19 protein-coding genes and 1 pseudogene are annotated in these 19,100 nt (G+C 66.7%); 8 read left to right on the forward strand and 12 right to left on the reverse strand.

The genetic code is table 11. From position 1 onward, the window contains the following. Positions 1-551: 551 nt before the first annotated feature. Positions 552-1,091, reverse strand: a complete 540-nt coding sequence (locus ACFWF2_RS29635; protein WP_379310760.1) for a hypothetical protein — start codon at positions 1,089-1,091, stop codon at positions 552-554. Positions 1,092-1,701: 610 nt separating this feature from the next. Between ACFWF2_RS29635 and ACFWF2_RS29640 the strand changes: the two genes are divergently transcribed. From ACFWF2_RS29640 to ACFWF2_RS29655, 4 genes and pseudogenes are all read left to right on the forward strand, one after another. Beyond that, positions 1,702-4,809, forward strand: a complete 3,108-nt coding sequence (locus ACFWF2_RS29640) for a CHAT domain-containing protein (RefSeq protein WP_379310761.1) — start codon at positions 1,702-1,704, stop codon at positions 4,807-4,809. After that, positions 4,806-5,216 carry a hypothetical protein gene (locus ACFWF2_RS29645; RefSeq protein WP_379310762.1) on the forward strand — a complete coding sequence of 137 codons (411 nt, stop codon included), beginning with the start codon at positions 4,806-4,808 and terminating at the stop codon, positions 5,214-5,216. The genes ACFWF2_RS29640 and ACFWF2_RS29645 overlap by 4 nt, the downstream gene beginning before the upstream one ends. Continuing rightward, positions 5,216-6,127 (forward strand): hypothetical protein, encoded by a 912-nt coding sequence (locus ACFWF2_RS29650; protein ID WP_379310763.1) that lies wholly within the window; start codon positions 5,216-5,218, stop codon positions 6,125-6,127. Before ACFWF2_RS29645 ends, ACFWF2_RS29650 begins: the two co-directional genes overlap by 1 nt. Positions 6,128-6,161: 34 nt before the next feature. Next, positions 6,162-6,287: pseudogene (locus ACFWF2_RS29655) on the forward strand (IS3 family transposase); the annotation flags it as partial. On the opposite strand, the gene ACFWF2_RS29660 reads toward ACFWF2_RS29655, so the two are convergent. Together ACFWF2_RS29660 and ACFWF2_RS29665 are read right to left on the reverse strand one after the other, a co-directional pair. Further along, entirely contained in the window at positions 6,256-6,675 is a 420-nt protein-coding gene (locus ACFWF2_RS29660; RefSeq protein WP_379310764.1) for a hypothetical protein, read from the reverse strand. The pseudogene ACFWF2_RS29655 and the gene ACFWF2_RS29660 sit on opposite strands and share 32 nt — an antisense overlap. Next, complete coding sequence (locus ACFWF2_RS29665) at positions 6,675-7,046, reverse strand: hypothetical protein (protein WP_379310765.1); 372 nt, start codon at positions 7,044-7,046, stop codon at positions 6,675-6,677. The genes ACFWF2_RS29660 and ACFWF2_RS29665 overlap by 1 nt, the downstream gene beginning before the upstream one ends. A 213-nt stretch (positions 7,047-7,259) precedes the next feature. Here ACFWF2_RS29665 and ACFWF2_RS29670 point away from each other — a divergent pair, with 213 nt between their 5' ends. Continuing rightward, the gene (locus ACFWF2_RS29670) at positions 7,260-8,108 is read left to right on the forward strand and encodes a helix-turn-helix transcriptional regulator (protein WP_379310766.1); all 849 of its coding nucleotides are present in this window, start codon (positions 7,260-7,262) and stop codon (positions 8,106-8,108) included. Between the two features lie 111 nt (positions 8,109-8,219). Beyond that, entirely contained in the window at positions 8,220-8,984 is a 765-nt protein-coding gene (locus ACFWF2_RS29675; protein ID WP_379310767.1) for a glucose 1-dehydrogenase, read from the forward strand. 14 nt (positions 8,985-8,998) lie between these two features. On the opposite strand, the gene ACFWF2_RS29680 is transcribed toward ACFWF2_RS29675, so the two are convergent. The 6 genes from ACFWF2_RS29680 to ACFWF2_RS29705 form a co-directional block, all read right to left on the reverse strand. Beyond that, positions 8,999-9,796, reverse strand: a complete 798-nt coding sequence (locus ACFWF2_RS29680) for an ABC transporter permease (RefSeq protein WP_379310769.1) — start codon at positions 9,794-9,796, stop codon at positions 8,999-9,001. 2 nt (positions 9,797-9,798) lie between these two features. Continuing rightward, complete coding sequence (locus ACFWF2_RS29685) at positions 9,799-10,695, reverse strand: 2-aminoethylphosphonate ABC transporter permease subunit (protein ID WP_379310770.1); 897 nt, start codon at positions 10,693-10,695, stop codon at positions 9,799-9,801. A 172-nt stretch (positions 10,696-10,867) separates the two neighbouring features. After that, positions 10,868-12,082: an ABC transporter ATP-binding protein gene (locus tag ACFWF2_RS29690; protein WP_379310771.1), complete on the reverse strand. Its 1,215-nt coding sequence runs from the start codon at positions 12,080-12,082 to the stop codon at positions 10,868-10,870. A gap of 28 nt (positions 12,083-12,110) precedes the next feature. Further along, positions 12,111-13,157: a 2-aminoethylphosphonate ABC transporter substrate-binding protein gene (locus tag ACFWF2_RS29695; protein ID WP_379310772.1), complete on the reverse strand. Its 1,047-nt coding sequence runs from the start codon at positions 13,155-13,157 to the stop codon at positions 12,111-12,113. 82 nt (positions 13,158-13,239) lie between these two features. Further along, on the reverse strand, positions 13,240-13,917 hold the full coding sequence (locus ACFWF2_RS29700) for a phosphonatase-like hydrolase (protein ID WP_379310773.1): 678 nt from the start codon (positions 13,915-13,917) through the stop codon (positions 13,240-13,242). An 8-nt stretch (positions 13,918-13,925) separates the two neighbouring features. Next, positions 13,926-15,053, reverse strand: coding sequence for a TIGR03364 family FAD-dependent oxidoreductase (locus ACFWF2_RS29705; protein ID WP_379310775.1), 1,128 nt, complete (start codon positions 15,051-15,053; stop codon positions 13,926-13,928). A gap of 97 nt (positions 15,054-15,150) precedes the next feature. On the opposite strand from ACFWF2_RS29705, the gene ACFWF2_RS29710 reads away from it, so the two are divergent. Beyond that, positions 15,151-15,873, forward strand: coding sequence for a GntR family transcriptional regulator (locus tag ACFWF2_RS29710; RefSeq protein WP_379310776.1), 723 nt, complete (start codon positions 15,151-15,153; stop codon positions 15,871-15,873). A gap of 4 nt (positions 15,874-15,877) precedes the next feature. Here ACFWF2_RS29710 and ACFWF2_RS29715 read toward each other — a convergent pair whose 3' ends face one another. Then, positions 15,878-16,237: a DUF4254 domain-containing protein gene (locus ACFWF2_RS29715; protein WP_019048160.1), complete on the reverse strand. Its 360-nt coding sequence runs from the start codon at positions 16,235-16,237 to the stop codon at positions 15,878-15,880. A 427-nt stretch (positions 16,238-16,664) separates the two neighbouring features. Here ACFWF2_RS29715 and ACFWF2_RS29720 point away from each other — a divergent pair, with 427 nt between their 5' ends. Further along, a complete protein-coding gene (locus ACFWF2_RS29720) occupies positions 16,665-17,528 on the forward strand; it encodes a helix-turn-helix domain-containing protein (protein WP_379310777.1) in 864 nt (287 codons plus the stop codon). A 31-nt stretch (positions 17,529-17,559) separates the two neighbouring features. Here the strand turns inward: ACFWF2_RS29720 and ACFWF2_RS29725 are convergent, their stop codons facing one another. Together ACFWF2_RS29725 and ACFWF2_RS29730 are read right to left on the reverse strand one after the other, a co-directional pair. Further along, positions 17,560-18,486, reverse strand: a complete 927-nt coding sequence (locus ACFWF2_RS29725; RefSeq protein ID WP_379310778.1) for a thioesterase domain-containing protein — start codon at positions 18,484-18,486, stop codon at positions 17,560-17,562. Positions 18,487-18,538: 52 nt separating this feature from the next. Further along, on the reverse strand, positions 18,539-18,982 hold the full coding sequence (locus tag ACFWF2_RS29730) for a hypothetical protein (RefSeq protein ID WP_379310779.1): 444 nt from the start codon (positions 18,980-18,982) through the stop codon (positions 18,539-18,541). Between the last annotated feature and the right edge of the window lie 118 nt (positions 18,983-19,100).

Consider the following 19,100-nt stretch of genomic DNA (forward strand, 5'->3'; position numbering starts at 1 on the left):
CTCGTGACTACACCGCATTCGGTCCATTCCTGTTCGACCGCAACCAGTACGACAAAGCCGTCCAGGGACTCAGCACCGCAATCGCCGCCCACGAACGACACGCCCAAGTCACACCTGACCGTTGAGCAAGCACCTCAGCCAGACCGCTCTCAAGTAGATTCTGTATTGCCGCCTATCGCGCGGTCGGACAGCCTGTCTGGCACTCGAGATGCCTCCTGGGACGCTGACTGAATCGGCCGACCCCGTTGGTGGTGGAACTAAGAGAGGAATTCTGAGTTGATCTTCGCGCTGCTCAGACGACAGGGAGTACGTGGTGCGCACATCTGGCCGGGGTGAGTTGTTCGTTACACACTCCTTCAATGCCCACTTCCTGTACGGACGTGACGATGTCACCTCTCCTGCAACAGCCCCCTCCCGTCCGCTGATCGGTCTTCGATCGAATCACTACCAAGTCGGTATAGGCGTCCTGAATGCCGAATTGAGTGCGTTCCCCGAGGATGCGGGGTCCGACCCGGGTTGGTGACTGAACCCGTGTGAGCCCGATGGCGGTCTTATGCGAAGCCGAGCTCTTTAAGGTAGATGTACCAGGGATCGGTCAACCACCATGGCTCTCGCCAGGTTTCGTGCGGACCGTGGATATACGGGTACCGCGGCCCCAACGCGACAGTGCTGACGAACTCCGCGACGCTGTCACATCGCAGAACGAAGCCGCTGTCCAAACCGTGGCGGAAGTACAGGAAGTCGAAGATGAACACGGTGTCGGTATCGAGGTCGAGCACAATCGATTGGTCTTCTGCCCGCCCGATGGTCAGTGTGTTGCCTGCATCGATGACTTCGCCTGCGGAGTCGATCAGGGGTTGGGGCCAGAAATCGTGGTGTGAGCTGAACCGCAGGTCACCGAACTGTGGATGAGCGGTGAGGGCGTAGAGCGCGCGAAGTCCCGCTGGTAGTACTTCGGGTAGCTCGACACCCTCGGGCAGCCACAATCGTGCGTCGTCGTAGTTCTCGGAGAACTCGTCGTCGCCTTCTTGTCTGCGCTCGAGTTCCTCTTCGGCGTCTAGTCGCAGGAGCAGCTCAATTTTTGCACTCATCGTGTGCTGGTGGTCTGCCGTCACGTTCCTGCTTCCTCGTCACCGAGACCTGCGCCTCGCTCGGAGTTGATGTTAGATCCACACTCCGACATTGGAATTGCACCTGTACGAACATCCGCTCATGCCGCCGATCGCGCGAGCTGCTCAGGGCCTTGGGAGTGCAGAGTCGGCCCCGCTCGCAGGGGTCACATGTTGGTTACGCACTCTCACATGGTCGGTCGAACGGAACCCTTCGATCGCTCCAGCCTTACAGGCAGATCGCCGAACGCCTCACGCTTGCAACGAGTTCGGGTCTTCGCGATTGGGTGGTCGGCCGACATAGGCTTGATACAAGCGGTGGACATGCTGGCGTTGAGGCACTGGGAGAGTCTTCGTCCTGGTAGGCAGCTCTTGCTGATGATGGTCAGCATGGAATCGGACCTTGACTGGTACCACTTGTCACGACTACGCCGGGGCGGGTGAACCTGGCGGCCGCGGTGGCCGATGGCGGATTCGGTTGTCTTCGCATACCCTGAACGACACCCGCCATGCTCTGGCTGGCGTAGCGAAATGATATGGGGCCCTGTAACTTACGGCCGACGCACCAGACGGGATGCGGCGATTGGCAGGCTTGGACAAGATCCGTGTCAGAGCGATGCAGGAAGCGGCGAGCTTTCAAGCGCACGGTGCCTATAGTGCGGCCGCCGAGGTTCTGCGGAAAGCGTGCAATGAAGCCCTGCACGTCGATCTGCTGATCGCCAACGACGAGCTGCTACGCGAATGCATTGGCAAGGAGGAGTTCGCCGCCGCGCTGATTCTCGCCACGACCGGGTGGGAGATCAGCAGAGCAGTCCGAGGCGATGACGAGGTCGTGCTCGAACGCGCGGCCACCGTCTTCCTTGTCGCCCAGAAATTGGGCGACAACAAGCAGGCTGCGGCATTCGCGGACTACATCGTCGATGGTTGGCGCGGGTTGGTACCGCCCCGTCATCCGGAGCTGGTGCGGGCGTTGTTCGACGCGGCGGGAGTGGCGAGCGATGGCGGCGAGCACGAGCGGGCTCTCGAGTTGTTCACCGAGCTGGCCACAAGCACGGGATCGGGTGCACCCGATTCGACGGCGGACGTGTCGCTTCGCGCGCATAGTCACTTTCTGGCAGGAAGGCTGGCCGCTCACCTCCAGTCGGGTGACGAGGCCGAAGAACACTGGCGACAGACCACACGCTACGCATCACAGCTCTCGCCGGAGGTAGGGCGCCCGCTGGAGATCGCGGCGCTGCTGCATCTCGGTAACCTGCTGCAGGGCATCAGAGATCTCGCAGGAGCAACCGAAGAGTTGGTACGAGCCTACGGCTTGGCACGCGAGCACATGGAAGCGTCTAGCAAACCCGAATGGCTGAGCGAACAGACAACCGGAGCGGTCGTGGCCAACAACCTGCTCAACCTTGGCATCCAGCTGACCCGCGCTCAGGACCTTCGTGAGGCTGAGTACACGCTGCAGTGCGCAATGGACTTGTTCGGCCGCGCCGGTGACCGCTATGGCATTGCCCGTGCCGTGCACAGTATCGGGCAGGTCTATCACCGGATGGGGTACTACCACCATGCTGAACAAAACTATCAGCACGCGTTGAAGGTACTACGCGATTCGGGGGCGGCGTCATCGGTGCAGCGTGGGGTTTTGACTTCGCTGAGTGCGCTCTACGAGATGAGTGGGCGCTACGAGGAAGCAGGAGCTGCTCTCAGCGAGGTCGTTGCGGCACAGCCGACCGACGCGGATCCCTCCGAACGCGCTTCTCTTCTGAACGGCCTCGCCCGGCTGGACTATCGGATGCGACGGGATCACGACTGCGAACAACGGCTCACGGAGGCGGTGGCCCTGCTGCGCCAAGTGCCCGACAATGCGGACACACTGAGCGCGGTGCTCGCTAACCTTGCTGAGCTGTACGCCTCGACCGGTCGCGCGGTCGAGGCTCTCACAGCCTTCGACGAGGCGGTCGTCATGGACGACCGCTGGCTGCTCGAAGTGTTCAGACGTGGGTCACAGCGCCAGTGGCTGGCGGCTGCGAATACGTCGCGGTTCCGGGTGGACCAGATGCTGTCCGTGCTGCTCGCCGATCTGCCTGGCGATCCAAACTCGGCTGCCATTGTCGCCAGTGCAGCGCTGCGCCGCAACGGACTCACCACGCGCGCAGCGAGATCATCGATCGATCGGACCGCACATACACCTGGCACCGAAATATTGGTACGCGCACGGGCCAGGGAAGCAGCTGCGTTACGCACGGCGATCGGGGAGTGGCGACTGGCAGGACCTGCGTTCGGGCAGGAGAAAGAACACGAGGATCGGCTAATCGCCTATCGTCGGCGGCTCGACGCCATGGAGTCGGAGATCGCCACTCGCACTCGTCGCGTGAGCGAGTCGGACTTGTTCGGTGCGCCGCTCAGCGAGCTCGTCTCTGCGATCCCGCCACGGGCTGCGCTCGTGGAGTTCCGCCGCTTCGTCGTGTACGACTTCAGCTCTGAGGACCGTAGCGCCGAAGGTATGAGGCACGGAACTCGCTACGCGGCCATCATCTTGCGCGAGCTGAGCAATGCGATAGTTATCGATCTGGCCGACGGTGATCTGGTCGACCGGCTCATCGACAGCTCCGTCCGGGAATTCAGCGGTCAGCAGGCAGAGACGGACAGTCCTGCTGAATTGTGCCGCGCACTAATCGAACCGCTGATGCCTCATCTGGACGGCGTCGAGCATCTGATGCTCGCTCCCGACGGCGAACTGACACGTCTGCCGTTCGAGGCATTGCCGTTCGACGACAGCGGGCGCGTGATGGATCGCTGGCTGCTGTCGTACGTGTCGGCGGGCCAGGACTTGGCGCGCAGCACAGTTTCGTCATCGCACACCGAGCCGATGGTGGTGACTGCCCCCGATTTCGACCTGCTGGCGACGCCTGGTATGACGGGGCCATTCGCTCCGCTGCCGGGGGCGTACACCGAGGGGGAGAAGATCGGCGCGCTACTTGAAACCACGCCGGTCACGGGGGCAGACGCAGTCAAATCGGAGGTTCTCAGCGTCCGTAGTCCGTTGGTGCTTCATCTGTCCACTCACGGCTTCTTCTTGGGTGCCGCACCGCCACCGGTGCTGGGTCCCGAACAGTTCGCCGTGGGTCAGATCATCACAGCAGCCGACGCGCAACGCCAACTCGTCGTACTCGACGGTATCTTGTCCACTCCCATCGAGTTCGTCGAGGTCATGCCGAACGATGTGTTCAAGCGGCTGTCTGGTGCGGGCGTTGACGATCCGATGCTGCGGTCAGGTCTGGCCTTGGCGGGAGCCAACTCTTGGCTGGCGGGCAGAGACCTTCCCCCCGCCGCCGGTAACGGTGTTCTGACCGCGGCGGACGTGGCGAATATGGATCTCACCGGGACCAAGCTGGTTGTCCTGTCGGCATGCGACACTGCCCACGGCGATTCACATGTGGGTGAAGGCGTATTCGGCCTGCGCCGGGCGGTGACGCTCGCCGGTGCAGGGTGCCTGGTTATGACGCTGTGGAAGGTGCCGGACCGTCAGTCCGCTGAGCTGATGACCGACTTCTACACCAGGTTGAGCGAAGGTGTGTCACCACCGATTGCGCTCGATGACGCACGTAAAGCGTTGCGCCGGCGCTACCCTCACCCGGCGTATTGGGCCGCGTATGTCTGCCAAGGCAACATAGGAGCGGTGTTCTCTGCAGAGGAGTCTCGATGATCACGCTCGCAGCGCTGACGGCGCAACTGGACCGGACGGACGAACCTGGCCAGAACGTGCCTGCCATCGTCGTAAACGCCGACGTCGATGCTGACCACGCGGTGACCGCCGCATTGAACTACTTCGACGCAGCCGATGAGCGTATGTCGGTTCTGGTCTTTCACAACGGCGACGTTCTCGGCGTCCTGTCGCGCAAGGCGGCGTACACGCTGCCACCGCCGCCGCAGTATTTGCGCCGCGATGTCGATCTGGCGGGGCGTGGGGTGCTCCCTGGCCGGCCTCGCTGGGAAGTTGTTGTCCTGCGTTGTCCACAACCTGGGTGTACCCGGCGACTCGGCCTTGTCTTGTACACACCAGAGGTGCCCCACTGTCCGGTGCACTCGGACGCGATGGTGGCCGAGGTCTGATGACGGCTGCGAATCTACCCGGTCTCGGCCAGAATCTGGGTCGCCGCCTGACCGTTGTCGGGCTCCTTCCAACGCTTGTCGTTGTGCTGGGCGTCGCCGTGCAACTGGCCGCTGGCGCGCCGAGTCGTCCGCCGAGCCATCAGCAACTGGTGAAGACCTTTGATGGCCTCAGCGCCACCCAGTGGACGCTGATCACGGTTGCCGTCCTGGTCGCGGTGCTGGTCCTTCAGCCGCTCCAAGTTGCCCTTGTTCGCACGCTTGAAGGATATCCGCTGCTCCGAGGCCCGCTGAAACTCATCGGTCTGCCCATGCGAGCCTATTGGACATTCCGATGGAACCGCCTGAGTGCGCGTCAGCAGACCAACGACCCGGCCACCGCCGATCACAGCAGACTGCTCGCCGCTGCGGCTGCGATGAGTGGGCTGCCGAGCAGGGAACGTCTCCTGCCCACCCGCCTTGGCAATACTCTACGAGCTGCCGAGGAACGCATGGCCGATCGCTACGGCCTCGATATCGTGGCAGCCTGGCCGCTCCTGCACAGCCTCCTCCCTGAACGCGCAGCCGCAACCACAGATGAGGCCCGCGACCAACTGGACTCCGCCTGCCGTTTCTGTGTCGCCTTCGCTTGCCTGGGCGCCGTGTCTGCTTTCCTACTTTCGGGTTGGTGGCTGGTCACCGTCACGCTCGCAACGGTCATTCTCACCGTGTTGGCTTATAGAGCTGCCGTCGCCTCCGCCGGAACATACGGCGAACTGGTGAATGCCGTTGTGGCACTGCACCGCTTCGATCTCTTGAAAGCCCTCCACGTGCAACTGCCCGACAATGCCGAATCGGAACAAAAGGTGTTTCAAGCCGTATCGCTGCACCTACGCCAGGGCTGGCCCCTGAATACCGGGTACCACCACGGCTGACCCACGTTTCGATCACACCTTCTCCAGCAGAGGGCGGATTGCGATTGTCACCTGGATCGAACAGATGTACCACCGGCGTCGGCGCCAGTCCAGGCTCGGCAATTTGACTCCGGTCAAGTACGAAGCCGTCATGGCCACACCAGCTTTTCGAGCTGCCTAGCCGCTGTCACCCGATCGTGCAGCAGTCCGGCCGAGGCCTTGTCGCTTGTGCTGTGTTGACGGTTCTTCGAATCCTCAAACAACTGACTAAGGGTTCTGTCGAGGCGGGTGGCGGCCAGCGCAGCCTCCGGAGTGCCATAGATCCAGACACTGCTGAGCGCGCTGTGCCACACGTGGTTGTCGGCCGCGAGGATGCGATCGTCTGCTGTGTTGGCTAAGGCGATCTGTTGGATCGTGTCGTAGCTGGTACGGAAAGCGGCGGCGAGCTGCTGGTAACTGTCGGCGCGTCTATCCCGTCGCCAGGGGGTTGTTTCGGTGCGATGGTCCCAGAGGCGGCCGATCACGATACCGAGGACAGCAGCGCACGCTGCCAATAGCGCGGCAGTCATCAGGAGCCCCATCGCTGTTCGGTGATCGCGGCCGAGTCGCGCCCGGTTGTCGGGAGCGTCTGTGCAGAGTGAAAAACTCTCACAGGGGCCGGGGGAAGGTCGAGCTCCCTGCGCGCCGCGTTGACGAATTGTTCGAAAGCAGCCCCAGCTGGCTGGCGCGCCTGGTTCCACTCGGTGCGGTCTTGAATCTGCCGGTCGGTTGCGGCGGAGAACAAGCCCCCGAGAGCTTCGTCGAGATCAGTGACCGCGACGACAACGTCAGTCGACCCGTGGAGCCACACGGCGGCTACCGCGCCGTCACAGTAGGCGGCTTGGGCTGCGAGTAGATCGAAGCTGCGGCCGGCCGGCGCCAGCCTTGTCACTGCGCTCATCAGGGACCTGCGCAAGCTCGGTGTCGAGTGGCTCCACGTCGACTACGAACCACACCTCAACAGCTTCTATCGCGACACCTGCGGGTTCCGAACCACCGACGCCGGCCTACTACGACTGAACTAACACCGAAACGCCCACGACGGCACAACCAACCACGACCGATCCAGCTTGACCAACACCGTAGGGATACCCCACGTTGCTAACTTGGTCTTATGGTCAGTACGGCATCCGCCCGGCGGCGCGAAGAGTTGCGCGATTTCCTGCGGTCGCGGCGGGCGCGGATCAGTCCGGGCGAGGCGGGTCTGCCGGTGGTGGGACGGCGGCGTACGCCCGGTCTGCGGCGCGAGGAAGTCGCGATGTTGGCTGGGGTGGGGGTGTCCTGGTACACGTGGCTCGAGCAGGGGCGCGACATCACGGTGTCGGCGGAAGTCCTCGACGCCGTGGCGGGGGTCTTGCGGTTGAGCGAAGCGGAGCGGGCGCATCTGTATCTGCTCGCCGGGCTGAATCCGCCGATTGCGAGTGGGACGACGGGGGCGGAGGTGACTCCTGAGATTCGTCAGCTCATCGATGGCTGGGATCGGGGGCCCGCCGTGGTGCGTGATCGGTACTGGAACATCCTGGCGTTCAATGTCATCGGCGGGCGGGTGTTCGGCTGTGCGGACGGGAAGCCACACAACTGCCTGGTTACCTTCTTCACCAGTCCGCGGTATCGCGGGCTGCCCGAACTGTGGGATGCGGCGGCGCCCGGGGTGGTCGCGGCGTATCGTGCCGATGCCGCGCTCGCACCGCACGATGACGAATTTCACCGGGTGGCGAGCGAACTCGCTGACGCTGAGCCGGAGTTCGCGCGGCTGTGGGAACGGCATGAGGTCGGTGCTCCGCTGCAAGCGGTGAATGCCCTCCGTCATCCCGAGGTCGGCGAGCTGTACTTCGACGCCACCACGCTGACCATCGCCGACCATCCGAATTGGTCGCTGGTGTTGTACAACCCGAGGCCGGGCTCCGATACCGCCGAGCGTCTCGCCCGCCTGCCGCGGCTACGCCTGTCCGAATCTGCTTGATGCGCAAGGTAACTGCCACGCTCGATGCGTCGGGCCGTGCGAGCCTGGTGTTGCCACACCCCTGATAACTGCGCACTGCCGACGCGTCGGGCGAGCGGCCACGCTGAATCCATGACGCACAACAGTTCTCGATTCGACGGCAAGACGGCCCTGATCACCGGTGGTTCCAGTGGGATGGGTCTGGCCACCGCGCACCGGTTGGTCGCCGAAGGCGCCAGGGTGGTGGTGACCGGTCGCGACAAGATCCGGCTCGACGCTGCGGTATCCGAACTCGGCGAGCGCGCACACGGTATCGCGGGCGATGTCACCGATCTCGGCGACCTCGACACCATGGCGGCCATCGTCGCCGACCGTTTCGGTCAGCTCGATGTGGTGTTCGCCAATGCGGGTATCGGCTCGTTCCAGCCGATCGATCAGGTCACGGGCGCGCTGTTCGACGACGTGATCGCCGCTAATGTCAAGGCCGCGTTCTTCACGATCCAGAAGGCGCTGCCGCTGCTGCCCGATCACGCCGCGATCGTCATCAACGCGTCGTTCGGCCTCCACCGGGGTGTCCCCGGCGCGGCCCTGTACTCGGCGAGCAAGGCCGCCGTCCACAATCTGACCCGCACGCTCGCCGCCGAATTGGCGCCGCGCCGGATCCGCGTGAACTCGGTCAGCCCCGGCTACATCGATACGCCGGCCTTCCGCGCCGAACTCTCGGAGGCCGCGCAGGCCGGCGTCGCGGGTCTGTCCCCCGCCGGTCGGGTCGGTACCGCCGAGGACGTCGCTGCCGCTGTCGCCTTCCTCGCCTCCGGCGACGCCGCCTACATCAACGGCCATGATCTCCGGGTCGACGGCGGTCTCACTGCCGTGGACGCCGCCGCACTCCTGTAGCGAGACCGCTCGACTCACCGCAAGGCGGCGCGGCCCCGCACCCGGCCGAGGACGACGAGCACGACCAGCGTCACCATCACGAGGACCGTGGTTCCGGCCGCGGCGTCGAACACCTCGCCGCGGTCGGTCTGGGCGAAGATGCTGACGGGCAACGTCTTCCAGGTGGCGGGGTAGACCATGATCGTGGCGCCGAGCTCGCCCATGGACAGGGCCACCGCCAGACCCGCTGCGGCGCCCAGGGCCGGCAGCAGCAGTGGCAGGGTGATCTGGCACAGGACCCGCACCGGGCCCGCACCGAGGGATTCGGCGGCCTGACGGTAGGCGGGGTCGAGCCGGTCCAGTGCGGCGGAGACCGCGCTGAACGCGTAGGCCAGGACCAGGACCGTGTGCGCCAGGATCACGATCCACTTGGTCCCGCCGAGCAGCAGCGGGCGTTCGTTGAAGGCGATGAGCACACCGAGACCGACGGCGACCGAAGGCACCGCGACCGGCAGGTGGAACACCGCGTCGGTGAAGCGGCGCAGCCAGCCGGGCGCTTCCCGCGAAGCCAGTGCCGCCCAGGTGCCGATGACCAGCGAGATCGCGCCGGCCAGCAGTGCGGTCTGCAGGCTCACCGACAGGCTGGCGGCCTGCTCACCGCTGAGGGCGTTGCCCACATTGGTGAAGCCGAGGTCCGACGGCAGCGGGCCGGTCCAGCTGCCCGCCAGTGCGGCGGCGACCACCGTGGCGATCGGGGCCACGAAGACGACCGCCACCACCAGCGCGAACACGCCTAGTACCAGAGCTTTTCCCCGAGGAGTCCAGACGAGCACGATCAGTCCCCCTTCGGGCGGGTGGTGAACCGGGCGAAGACGAGCCGGTAGGCGAGATACAGGGTGAGCGAGAGCAGCACCTGCACCGAGGCGAGCACGGCGGCGCCGGGCAGGTCGAAGGTGACGATGCCGCGGGTGTAGATCAACGCGGGCAGGGTGATCACGCCCTTGGCTCCGGTGAACAGCACGATGCCGAACTCGTTGAGCGTCAACAGCAGCACCAGGCTGCCGCCCGCCGCGAGCGCGGGCCACGCCTCGGGCAGGACTACCTGCCGAAGCACCCGCCACGGTGACGCGCCGAGGCTCGCTGCCACATCGAGTTGTTCGCGCGGCAGCTGTGCGAACGCGGCGAGCACCGGCCGCACCACGAACGGGGTGAAGTAGGTGATCTCGGCCAGGATCACCCCGAGCGGGGTGGTGAGGAAGTCGACGACCGGCTCGGTGGCGCCGGTCACTTCGGCCAGCAGCGCGTTCACCGCGCCCGCCGTTCCGTAGAGAAACGTGAAGGCGAGGGTGATCAGGAACGACGGCAGAGTCAAGATCGTGTCGATGAGCCTGCCGACCACCCCCGAACCAGGGAACGGCACGAATGCCAGCACGATCGCCAGGAACGTCCCGAGCACCAGGCACCCCGCCGCCGCGCAGACGGCGATGGACACGGTGCGCCACAACGCTTCCCGGAACGCTTCGGACCCGAGCACCGAGGTCCACACCTCGGTGCCGCGCCCGGTCGGAGTCTGGGTGGACTCGGTGAGCACCCGCAGGATCGGGTAGCCCGCGATGCCGAGCACGACGAGCACCGGTGGCAACGTCCACAGAACCGGCAGCCACGAACGCCGCGTGGGAGCGGGTTTCACCTCAGCCGCAGGAACCGGCTGATCGAGGACCGGAGTACTCATCGCCGCACCTCCGCGCCGCTACACCGAGTCGAAAGTGGCCATGTCGGGTTCGAGCCCGCCGAGGTGGTGGGGAAAGCTGTCTCGGTCACGAAGCTTCGACCTGTCAGACAGCCTCGGCACCCTCGCATCACGGTGCCGCCCACGGCCGAGGCGAGCGGCACAGCGATGGCGTTCATGACGCGTTCCCCTGCCGACGATCAGAACTGTCTGCGGCACCGGCACTTCCGCCGCCGCCGACGGCATTGGGGATCAGCACACCGGCCGGATCGGGCAGCCGCACGCCGACGACCGCGCCGACCTCGGGGGTGAAGTGGCCCGGCACGTCGGCGGCGAGCTCACCGGGCAGGCCGTCGACCGCCAGCTCGACCCTGGTCGACGCGCCGCGCCACATGGAGGTCAGCACGGTGGCGCGCAGGGCGTCGCGGTCGCCGGTCTTGCCGACGGTGATCGTGTGCGGCCGGATGCACAGCAACGCAGCATCGTTCGGCGCCCAGTCGGCCAGCCCGACACCGGGCGGCGGCGCCTGGGCACGCAAGGTCGCGGTACCGGCGGTGACCAGCGCCGCGGTACCGGTGATGTGATCGACCGTGCACGGCACCAGGTTCGCCCCTCCGAGGAATCCGGCGGTGAAATCGGAAGGGGGACGCTGCCACAAGTTCTCGGCGGTATCGACGTCGACCAGCCGGGAATCACGCATCACCGCGATCCGGTCGGCCAGTGCCAGCGCCTCCGCCTGATCGTGGGTGACATACAGCATCGCCGTGTCGGGCAAGGCTTTCCGCAACCGCTGGAGCTCGCCGAGCATCGAGTGCCGTAGCTGCGCGTCGAGCGCGGCCAGCGGCTCGTCGAGCAGCAGCACCTTGGGCCGGATCGCCAGCGCGCGGGCGATCGCCACCCGCTGCTGCTGGCCGCCGGACAGCTCGCGCGGCAGCCGCTGGGCGTAGCCTGCCATCCCGACCATGTCCAGCGCCTCGGTGACCCGCGCGCCGATCTCGGCGCGCGGGATCCGGTGCGATCTCAGCCCGAACGCGACATTGCCGTGCACGCTCATGTGCGGGAACAGCGCGTAGGACTGGACGACGACACCGATCCCGCGCTTGGCGGGCGAGAGATCGGTGACGTCGCGGCCTGCCAGCCGGACCGCGCCCGAGGTAGGCCGGACGAACCCGGCCAGCGCCTTGAGCGCGGTCGACTTGCCCGACCCACTCGGGCCGAGCAGCGCGACGGTCTCGCCGACGGCGACGCGCAGGGTGAAATCGGCCAGCGCGACCGCGGCCTTGCGGCCCCTGCCGTACCTGACCCCGACCCGGTCGAACACGATCGCCTGCTCGTTCGCCGCCGCCGCGGTGCGCGTGGCGGACTTGATGCGGAGGTCACCGTCGGACATCGTCAACTCCCTTACAGCACAGCCGGATTCAGCTGCCGGTTGCCTTCTGGTACGCCGCGAGGTCGGCGTCCAGCTCGGTGAGGACCTTGTTCCAGTCGACCGCGACGACGTCGACACCCTTCAGCGCGGCGGCAGGCCCACCCTCGGTGGGGGCGGCCACATCGGTGCGCGGCGACACGGCGAACGCCTCGGGGCCCAGCTTGCTCTGCGCGTCGGTGGCGAGCAGGAAGCTCATCAGCTTGGTGGCGTCGTCCTTGTGCGGCGCGCCCTTGGCCAGGCCCATCACGTAGGGCACCGGCACCGTGGAGCGCTTGCCGTCGGCGGCGGGGAAGAAGACGTCGAACATGGAGCCCTTCTCCTTCACCGTCGTCAGGTTCATCTGCACATCGCCGTTGGCGATCAGCAGCTCACCCTTGTCGACCTTGGCCTGCAGCTTGCCGGTGGACGAGGACGGGCCCACATTGTTGGCCTGCAGCGCGGCCAGGTAGTCCAGCGCGCCCTGCTTGCCGCGCAGCTGCTGCAGCAGCACCAGCACGGCGGTGCCGTCGCCGGCCTGGCCGGGGGTGGAGTACTGCAGCTTGCCCTTGTACTCCGGCTTCAGCAGGTCCTCCCAGGTCAGCGCGGAGGCGTCGACCGCGGGGTTGGCGATGAAGCACAGGTAGTTGTTCGCCAGGGTCACGTAGGTGCCCTCGGCGTCCTTGTCCGCGGCGGGGATCGCGGCGGTGTCGATGCCGCTCGGCTGCAGCAGGCCCGACTCCTTGGCCTTCTGGATGAACGGCGGCAGGGTGACGACGACGTCGGCCTGCGGGTTCGACTGTTCCTTGTCGACGCGGTTGACGACCTCGCCGGAGCCCGCCTCGACCAGGTTGACCGCGATGCCGGTCTCCTTGGTGAACTCGGCGAAGCGGTTCTTGTACCAGCCACCGACACCGTCGGCGGAGTACACGGTGACGGTCCTGCCGTCCGCGGATTCGGTGCCGGTGCCACCGCAGGCCGCGGTGAACGCGACGGCGGTGACGCCGGCCAGCAGCAGCGCGGCCCTGGACAAGCGGCGCGCGGTGAGGGAAGTACGCACGATTACAGCAACTTTCGGCTTGGTGTCGAGGGGGAATCGCAGGGACGGTGGGAGATACCGCGACGGCCGCCGCGACACGCGATCAGAGAACGAGTGCGGGGAACTCTGCGACCGAGGCGACCACGTGGGTCGCGCCCGCCGCGCGCAGCTGGTCGGCGGTGTGCGCGCCGGTGAGGGTGCCGGCGACGATGCCGGCGCCCGCGGCGAGGCCGGTCGCGATGTCGCTGGTGGTGTCACCGAGCACGGCGATCCGGTCGACCGCGTCGACGCCGAGGCGAAGGGCCGCGGTCAGGACCATGTCGGGGTAGGGGCGCCCGCGGCCCGCGTCCGAGGGCGCGAGGGTGAGATCGACCAGATCGGCCCAGCCGAGAGCGGCCAGCAGCTTGTCCTGGGTGCCGCGGCTGAATCCGGTGGTCAGCGCGACCCGCACGCCCGCCGCACGCAGCGCCGTGATCGCCTCGACCGCACCGGGAACGGGTGCGATGTCGGCCTCGTCGATCAGAGCGTCGTACGCGGCTTCGAAGGCGAGATTGCCTGCCTTGGCGGCGTTCTCGTCACCGAGCAGCGCGCGGAACACCTCGATCTTGGACTGTCCCATGGTGTCGACCACGTACCGGCGAGCCTCGTCGCGGCGCGGGCCTTCGGTGTCGATCCCGGCGGCGGTGGCGGCGACTTCGAAGGCGCGCAGCACCAGTCCGCCGTCGGCGACGGTCGTGCCTGCCATGTCGAGGACGGCGAGCTGAATCCTGTTGTCCGGCATGGTTGTCCTCACAATCCGATCTGGTCGGCGGTCTGCTCGCCGATGGCGGGGCCCAGCGTCATGCCGCGGCCGCCGGGGCCGGTGACGACCCAGACGTTGGTGTCGGCTTGCACCCGGGTGACGATGGTGTCGGGGTCGACGCTCTGGCTGTAGACGCCTGCCCAGCGGCGCACGATCGGCGGCAGCTTGCGGCCGAGCAGCTCCTCGGTCACCTCGGTGAGGTGGTAGTAGGGCGCCTCGTCGACGTCGAAGGCGAACGGCTCGGTGTATTCGTGGGTGTCACCGATGGTCAGGCCGCCGTGCAGGCGCTGCACACACAGCAGCTGCATCCTGTGCTCGGCGGCGGTCGCGGTCTGGGACTGCTCGGCGGCGAGCGAATCCACTTCGGCGCCTGCGAAACCCGGGTAGTAGCGGAAGCTGTCGCCGTCGGCGATCGCGGTGGTGAGCGGTTCGCCGAGCGGCGCCGTCTGCATCATCTGCAGCCGGACCCGGCGCACCGGCAGCTCACCGGCGAGCTCGCGAGTGAGGCCGGAGTGCGCGGCGCCGGGGCAGTGCACGACCAGGTCGGCCTCGTGGCGGCGGCCGTGATCGTCCACGACGACGGCACCCGATCCGGTATCGAGTACCGAACGGGCTTCGGTGCCCTCGTGGAAGGTGTAGCGGCCGCTGCTCGCCATGTGGGCGCGCAGCGCTGGCAGCGCCTGGCGCGATTCCACCGCGGCATCGGTCGAGCAGTGCAGTCCGGCAAGGTATTTGCCACGCAGTGCCGGGTTGAGCGCGCGCACGTCGTCGGGATCGAGCAGGGCGAAGCCACGCGCCTGCGCCGTCGCACCCGCGGCCGCGGCCTCCGCGACGGCGAGTTCGGCGGGGGTGCGCACCAGCGTGATCGATCCGGCTGGACGGAAACCGACACCGGCGACCCGGCCGCCGATCTCCTCCCACAGCTCGCGCGAACGCAGGGTGAGCTCCAGCTCACCCGCCGCCCGGCCGGAGACCCAGACCAGGCCGAAGTTGCGGACCGTCGCACCGCGTGCCGCACGTTCGCGTTCGAGCTGAACGACCTCGTGGCCACGGGCGATCGCCGCCCAGGCGTGTGCGGTGCCGAGTATTCCGCCACCGATGATGACCAATCGCATGCCAATGATGGTGACAAATGGTCTAGACCGATAGGTGTGGGCAGCGAGAACGGCAGGTTAAATTTTGGTATAGACCAATCCATGTAGGCTGGACGGCATGGAAGCACCGCACACGACGCGCGTTCCCAAGGTGTTCCTGGTTCGCACCGAGATCGACGCCATCCTGGCCGATCTCGGCGAAGGCGACCCGGTGCCGTCCGAACGCGACCTCGCCGCCCGCTTCGGCGTCGCCCGCGAGACGGTGCGCCAGGCACTGCGAGAACTACTGGTGGAGGGCAAGATTCGCCGCCGCGGCCGGGGCACTGTGGTCTCGCGCCCGAAACTCACCCAGCCGCTGTCGCTGCAGTCCTATACCGAGGGCGCGATCAAACTCGGCCGGACACCCGGCCGCATTCTCGTCGCCTGGGAAGACGTCCCCGCCGACGCGGAGACCGCCGCCGACCTGGAACTGGAGCCGGGCACCGAGGTGATGCACCTGGAACGGGTGCTGCTCGCCGACGGCGAACGTATCGGACTGGAGAGCACCTACCTGCCGCTGCACCGTTTCGGCGGCCTGCGCGGCAGCTACGACCCGACCACCTCGCTGTACGCGGCGATCCGCGCGACCGGCGTCGCCTTCGCCGCCGCGCGCGAACGCATCGAAACCGTGCTCGCCGCGCCGCGCGAGGCGGGACTGCTGGAATGCACCACCGCGCTGCCGATGCTGTTGCTGCACCGGCGCAGTGTCGACGCCGACGGCGCACCCGTCGAACGGGTGCGATCGCTGTACCGGGGTGACCGCATCGCCTTCGAGGCCATGCTGTCACCCGAGCACGCGTGATGAGCTACTGCTCAGGCAGCCTGCGCCTGCCACCGGCCACGTCGGTGACCAGATCGGTGTAGCCGTCGACCAGCTCGGCAAGGTGGTACCAGTGCTTGTGCGTGCTGTCGCTGCGCGCACCGTCGAGGTCGATGGCCTGGTTGGCATCCACCCAGCTGCGCGCCATCCGGTCGACGACGGCGCCCAGACTCTCGGTGTGCAGTGACGCGCCGTTGCGATGCAACGGGATCTCCTGCACGATCCAGTCGTTGATATCGTCGACGAGTTCGCTGCGACGGCAATCGATTTCGGCGATCAGCGCGGCATCGCGCACCTGTGCTCGCCGTTCGTGCAGTTCAGCGAGCGCGTGCGCCGACCGCAACAATTCTCGATCTTGAAAACGCCTGCCCTGGAATGCGCACAACAATTGCGGCGCAGTCGGCAGTACCCCCATCACCGGCGCGCTCATCGCAACGCCCCGAATTCACCCGACACCCAAGATTTGTGTACCAACATGATTGGCTCTCGATTCGGTTATCCCGGTCTTCTGTTCGGATTGCTCGCAACCAGGCTAACTGGATCATGCTCGCTCACAAGACGAAACGCAAGATTGCGTTGTCACTCCTGCAGTAAAGCCACCCTGACAGAACCGGCGGTCACATCCGCAGGGCAGCACGGCTTTACGGCGTGTCTTCGAGCGCGTCGACCTCCTGCTATGCGCGACGGCCTGCCTTCTTCGCCGATCGCGTGACATCGGCGCCCCACAGCGCAATAATGCGATTCACGAAGCGCGCCACAGGAGAAGGGGAACCATGGCAGGCAAGCGCACGACACTGACCGTCCGGTTGCGCCGGCTCGCCGCCATGTTGCGCGAGTTGCGCGAAACCGCGGGTTTGAGCAAGGAAGATGTCAGCGCTCGTACCGGCATCAACGTGACCACGCTGTATCGCATCGAAATGGCGCAGGCTCGCCCGCAACGCCGCACTCTCGGCGCGATGCTCGACCTGTATCAGGTCAACGAGAGAACGCGCGATGAAGCACTCAGCCTGCTCACCGACGCGCTCAAACCCGGTATGTCGCACGCCTATGAGGGCGCGCTGTCCGACGTCTACGCCACGTACATCAATTTCGAAGCAGAAGCGCTGTCTGCCCGCCAGTACCAGACCTCGACCGTGCCCGGCCTGCTGCAGACCTTCGACTACGCCGCGGCCGTGATCGACACGTCGATGCCGCGCCTCGATGCCGCGGTGATGGAGAGCAGGGCGAAGGCGCGGATGGATCGTGCCGTCAACCTGACGAAGGAGGAGCCGCTCGAGCTCTGGGTGGTGATGGACGAGGCGGCGATCCGCAGGGTGGTCGGCGGGCCTGCCACGATGGCAGGTCAGCTCGACCGGCTGCTGCTCGAGACCAAGCGCAAGAATGTGATCCTGCAGGTGCTGCCGTTCGACGCGGGCGCTCATCCCGGCATGGCAGGCTCGTTCACGCTGCTCGACTTCCGCAATCCGGTCGACCCCGAACTGGTGTACGTGGAGAGCATGTCGGTGCACGACCTCGTCGAAGGGCACTCCGAGATCCGCCGGTTCGGCGTGATCTTCGACCAGTTGCGCGCGATGGCGTTGAGCCCGCGCGATTCGGCGGCGCTGATCGCCCAGGCACGCGCCGATATCGCTCAGTAGCGACAGGCCTGCCGATCGCGGCGGATCGCGATCAGCGTGCGACGCCGGTTGTCGACGTCGCGGTGGCCGTGCCGAGGACGCGGGCGATCTCGGGCAGCAGCTCCGGTGCGGTCAGCTCGTCGGGCGCCGCATCCAGGACGATGCCGGTGACTTCGCCTTCGACGTACGGACGCCAGTTGCCTACCGCGACTTCCGGATTCGGCCGGTCCTCGCCGTCGGGCGCGCGGCCCGCGACACAGACGGTCAGATCTCCGGGGAGAAGCGAGGGGCGATGACCGGCCACCATCCGCGCTGTCGTGTCCGCCGCGTCGGCGATCCGGTCCAGGTCGGCGCCGGTGAGTTCCACTGTCCCGGCTAGGGCTGCGGTGACGATCGCGGCGGTCTCGTCGGCAGAGAGTTCGGCTGTGCCGGTCTCGACTCCGAGCAGCGGGCCGAATCGGGCGACGAATCGTCCGGCCGAGAGCCGCTGCGGCGCAACGGCTCCGCGGGCGGCGGGGTCGGTGTCGAGCAGTACCACCCGGACGTGGTCACCGGCAGCGCGCAGGAGCACCGCGATCTCGTGGGCGACGAAACCGCCCGCGGACCAGCCGAGTAGTTGGTAGGGACCGCGCGGGGCGATCCGGCGGATCTCGGCAACATAGCGGGCGGCGTAGTCGCGGATCGTGCGGGGCGTCGGGGTAACGGTGGCTTGCAGCCCGTAGATCGGGACGCGGGGATCGATGTGCGTGACCAGACCAGCGTAATTCCAGGCCAGTCCCGCTTCACCAGCCACACAGAACAGCGGGGCTCCGTCGGTGGACGCGGTGCGCGGACGAATCGGCAAGACGACCGACAGGGCCGACGACCCGGCGCGACCGCCGTCGACGGCGGATAAAGCCGGACACGCATCGGGCCGATCCGGCGACCACGCGCAGGCAGGGTCGGGCCCGGTGCCGGACGAATCAGCGTGAATGCTCACGCCCAATGATACGTCGTACGAAACCGCCACCGGCCCAAGAGTTCCTGGGGCATCAGTACGTGTGCGCAGGCAGGCTGCGCACCCCTGCCCACAGATCGTCGACGAGACGCTGATAGCTGTCGGCGAGATCGTCGAGCCGAACCCATTCGTCGTGGTGGACCGAGTCGGGCGCACCGGCAGGCGCGACGAACGCCTGGGTGCTGTGCCTGGCCAGCCGGTCGACCAGTCCGCCCAGGGTTTCGCAGTGCTCGTCGGCCGCGGCGGACGGCACCGGCGCGGCCAGGATCACCCAGCGGTCGATCGCCCGCATGAGCTGCGCCCTGCGCCGGTCGATCGGCGCCGACTCGCTCAGCGGTGTCCGCTCCCGCAAGGCATGCAGCTGGGCCAGCTCACCCGCCGCGTCGAGGATCGGATGGCCATCGTGTGGCAAACCCCGAAACGCCGCGAGCAGCACATCGCGACCGGGCAGCATCGACCCCCGAGCCGACTGCAGCATCTCACCGCTCCCCCGCCGAACCGACGACGTCACCGCGCGAAACCTTCATCTGACATACCTCCGGGTCGGCGACGACACCCGGTGGGAGCGCCATCGCGTGCGGCGGAACGAAGACACC

This window comes from Nocardia sp. NPDC060259 (assembly GCF_042728775.1).
GTDB lineage: Bacteria > Actinomycetota > Actinomycetes > Mycobacteriales > Mycobacteriaceae > Nocardia.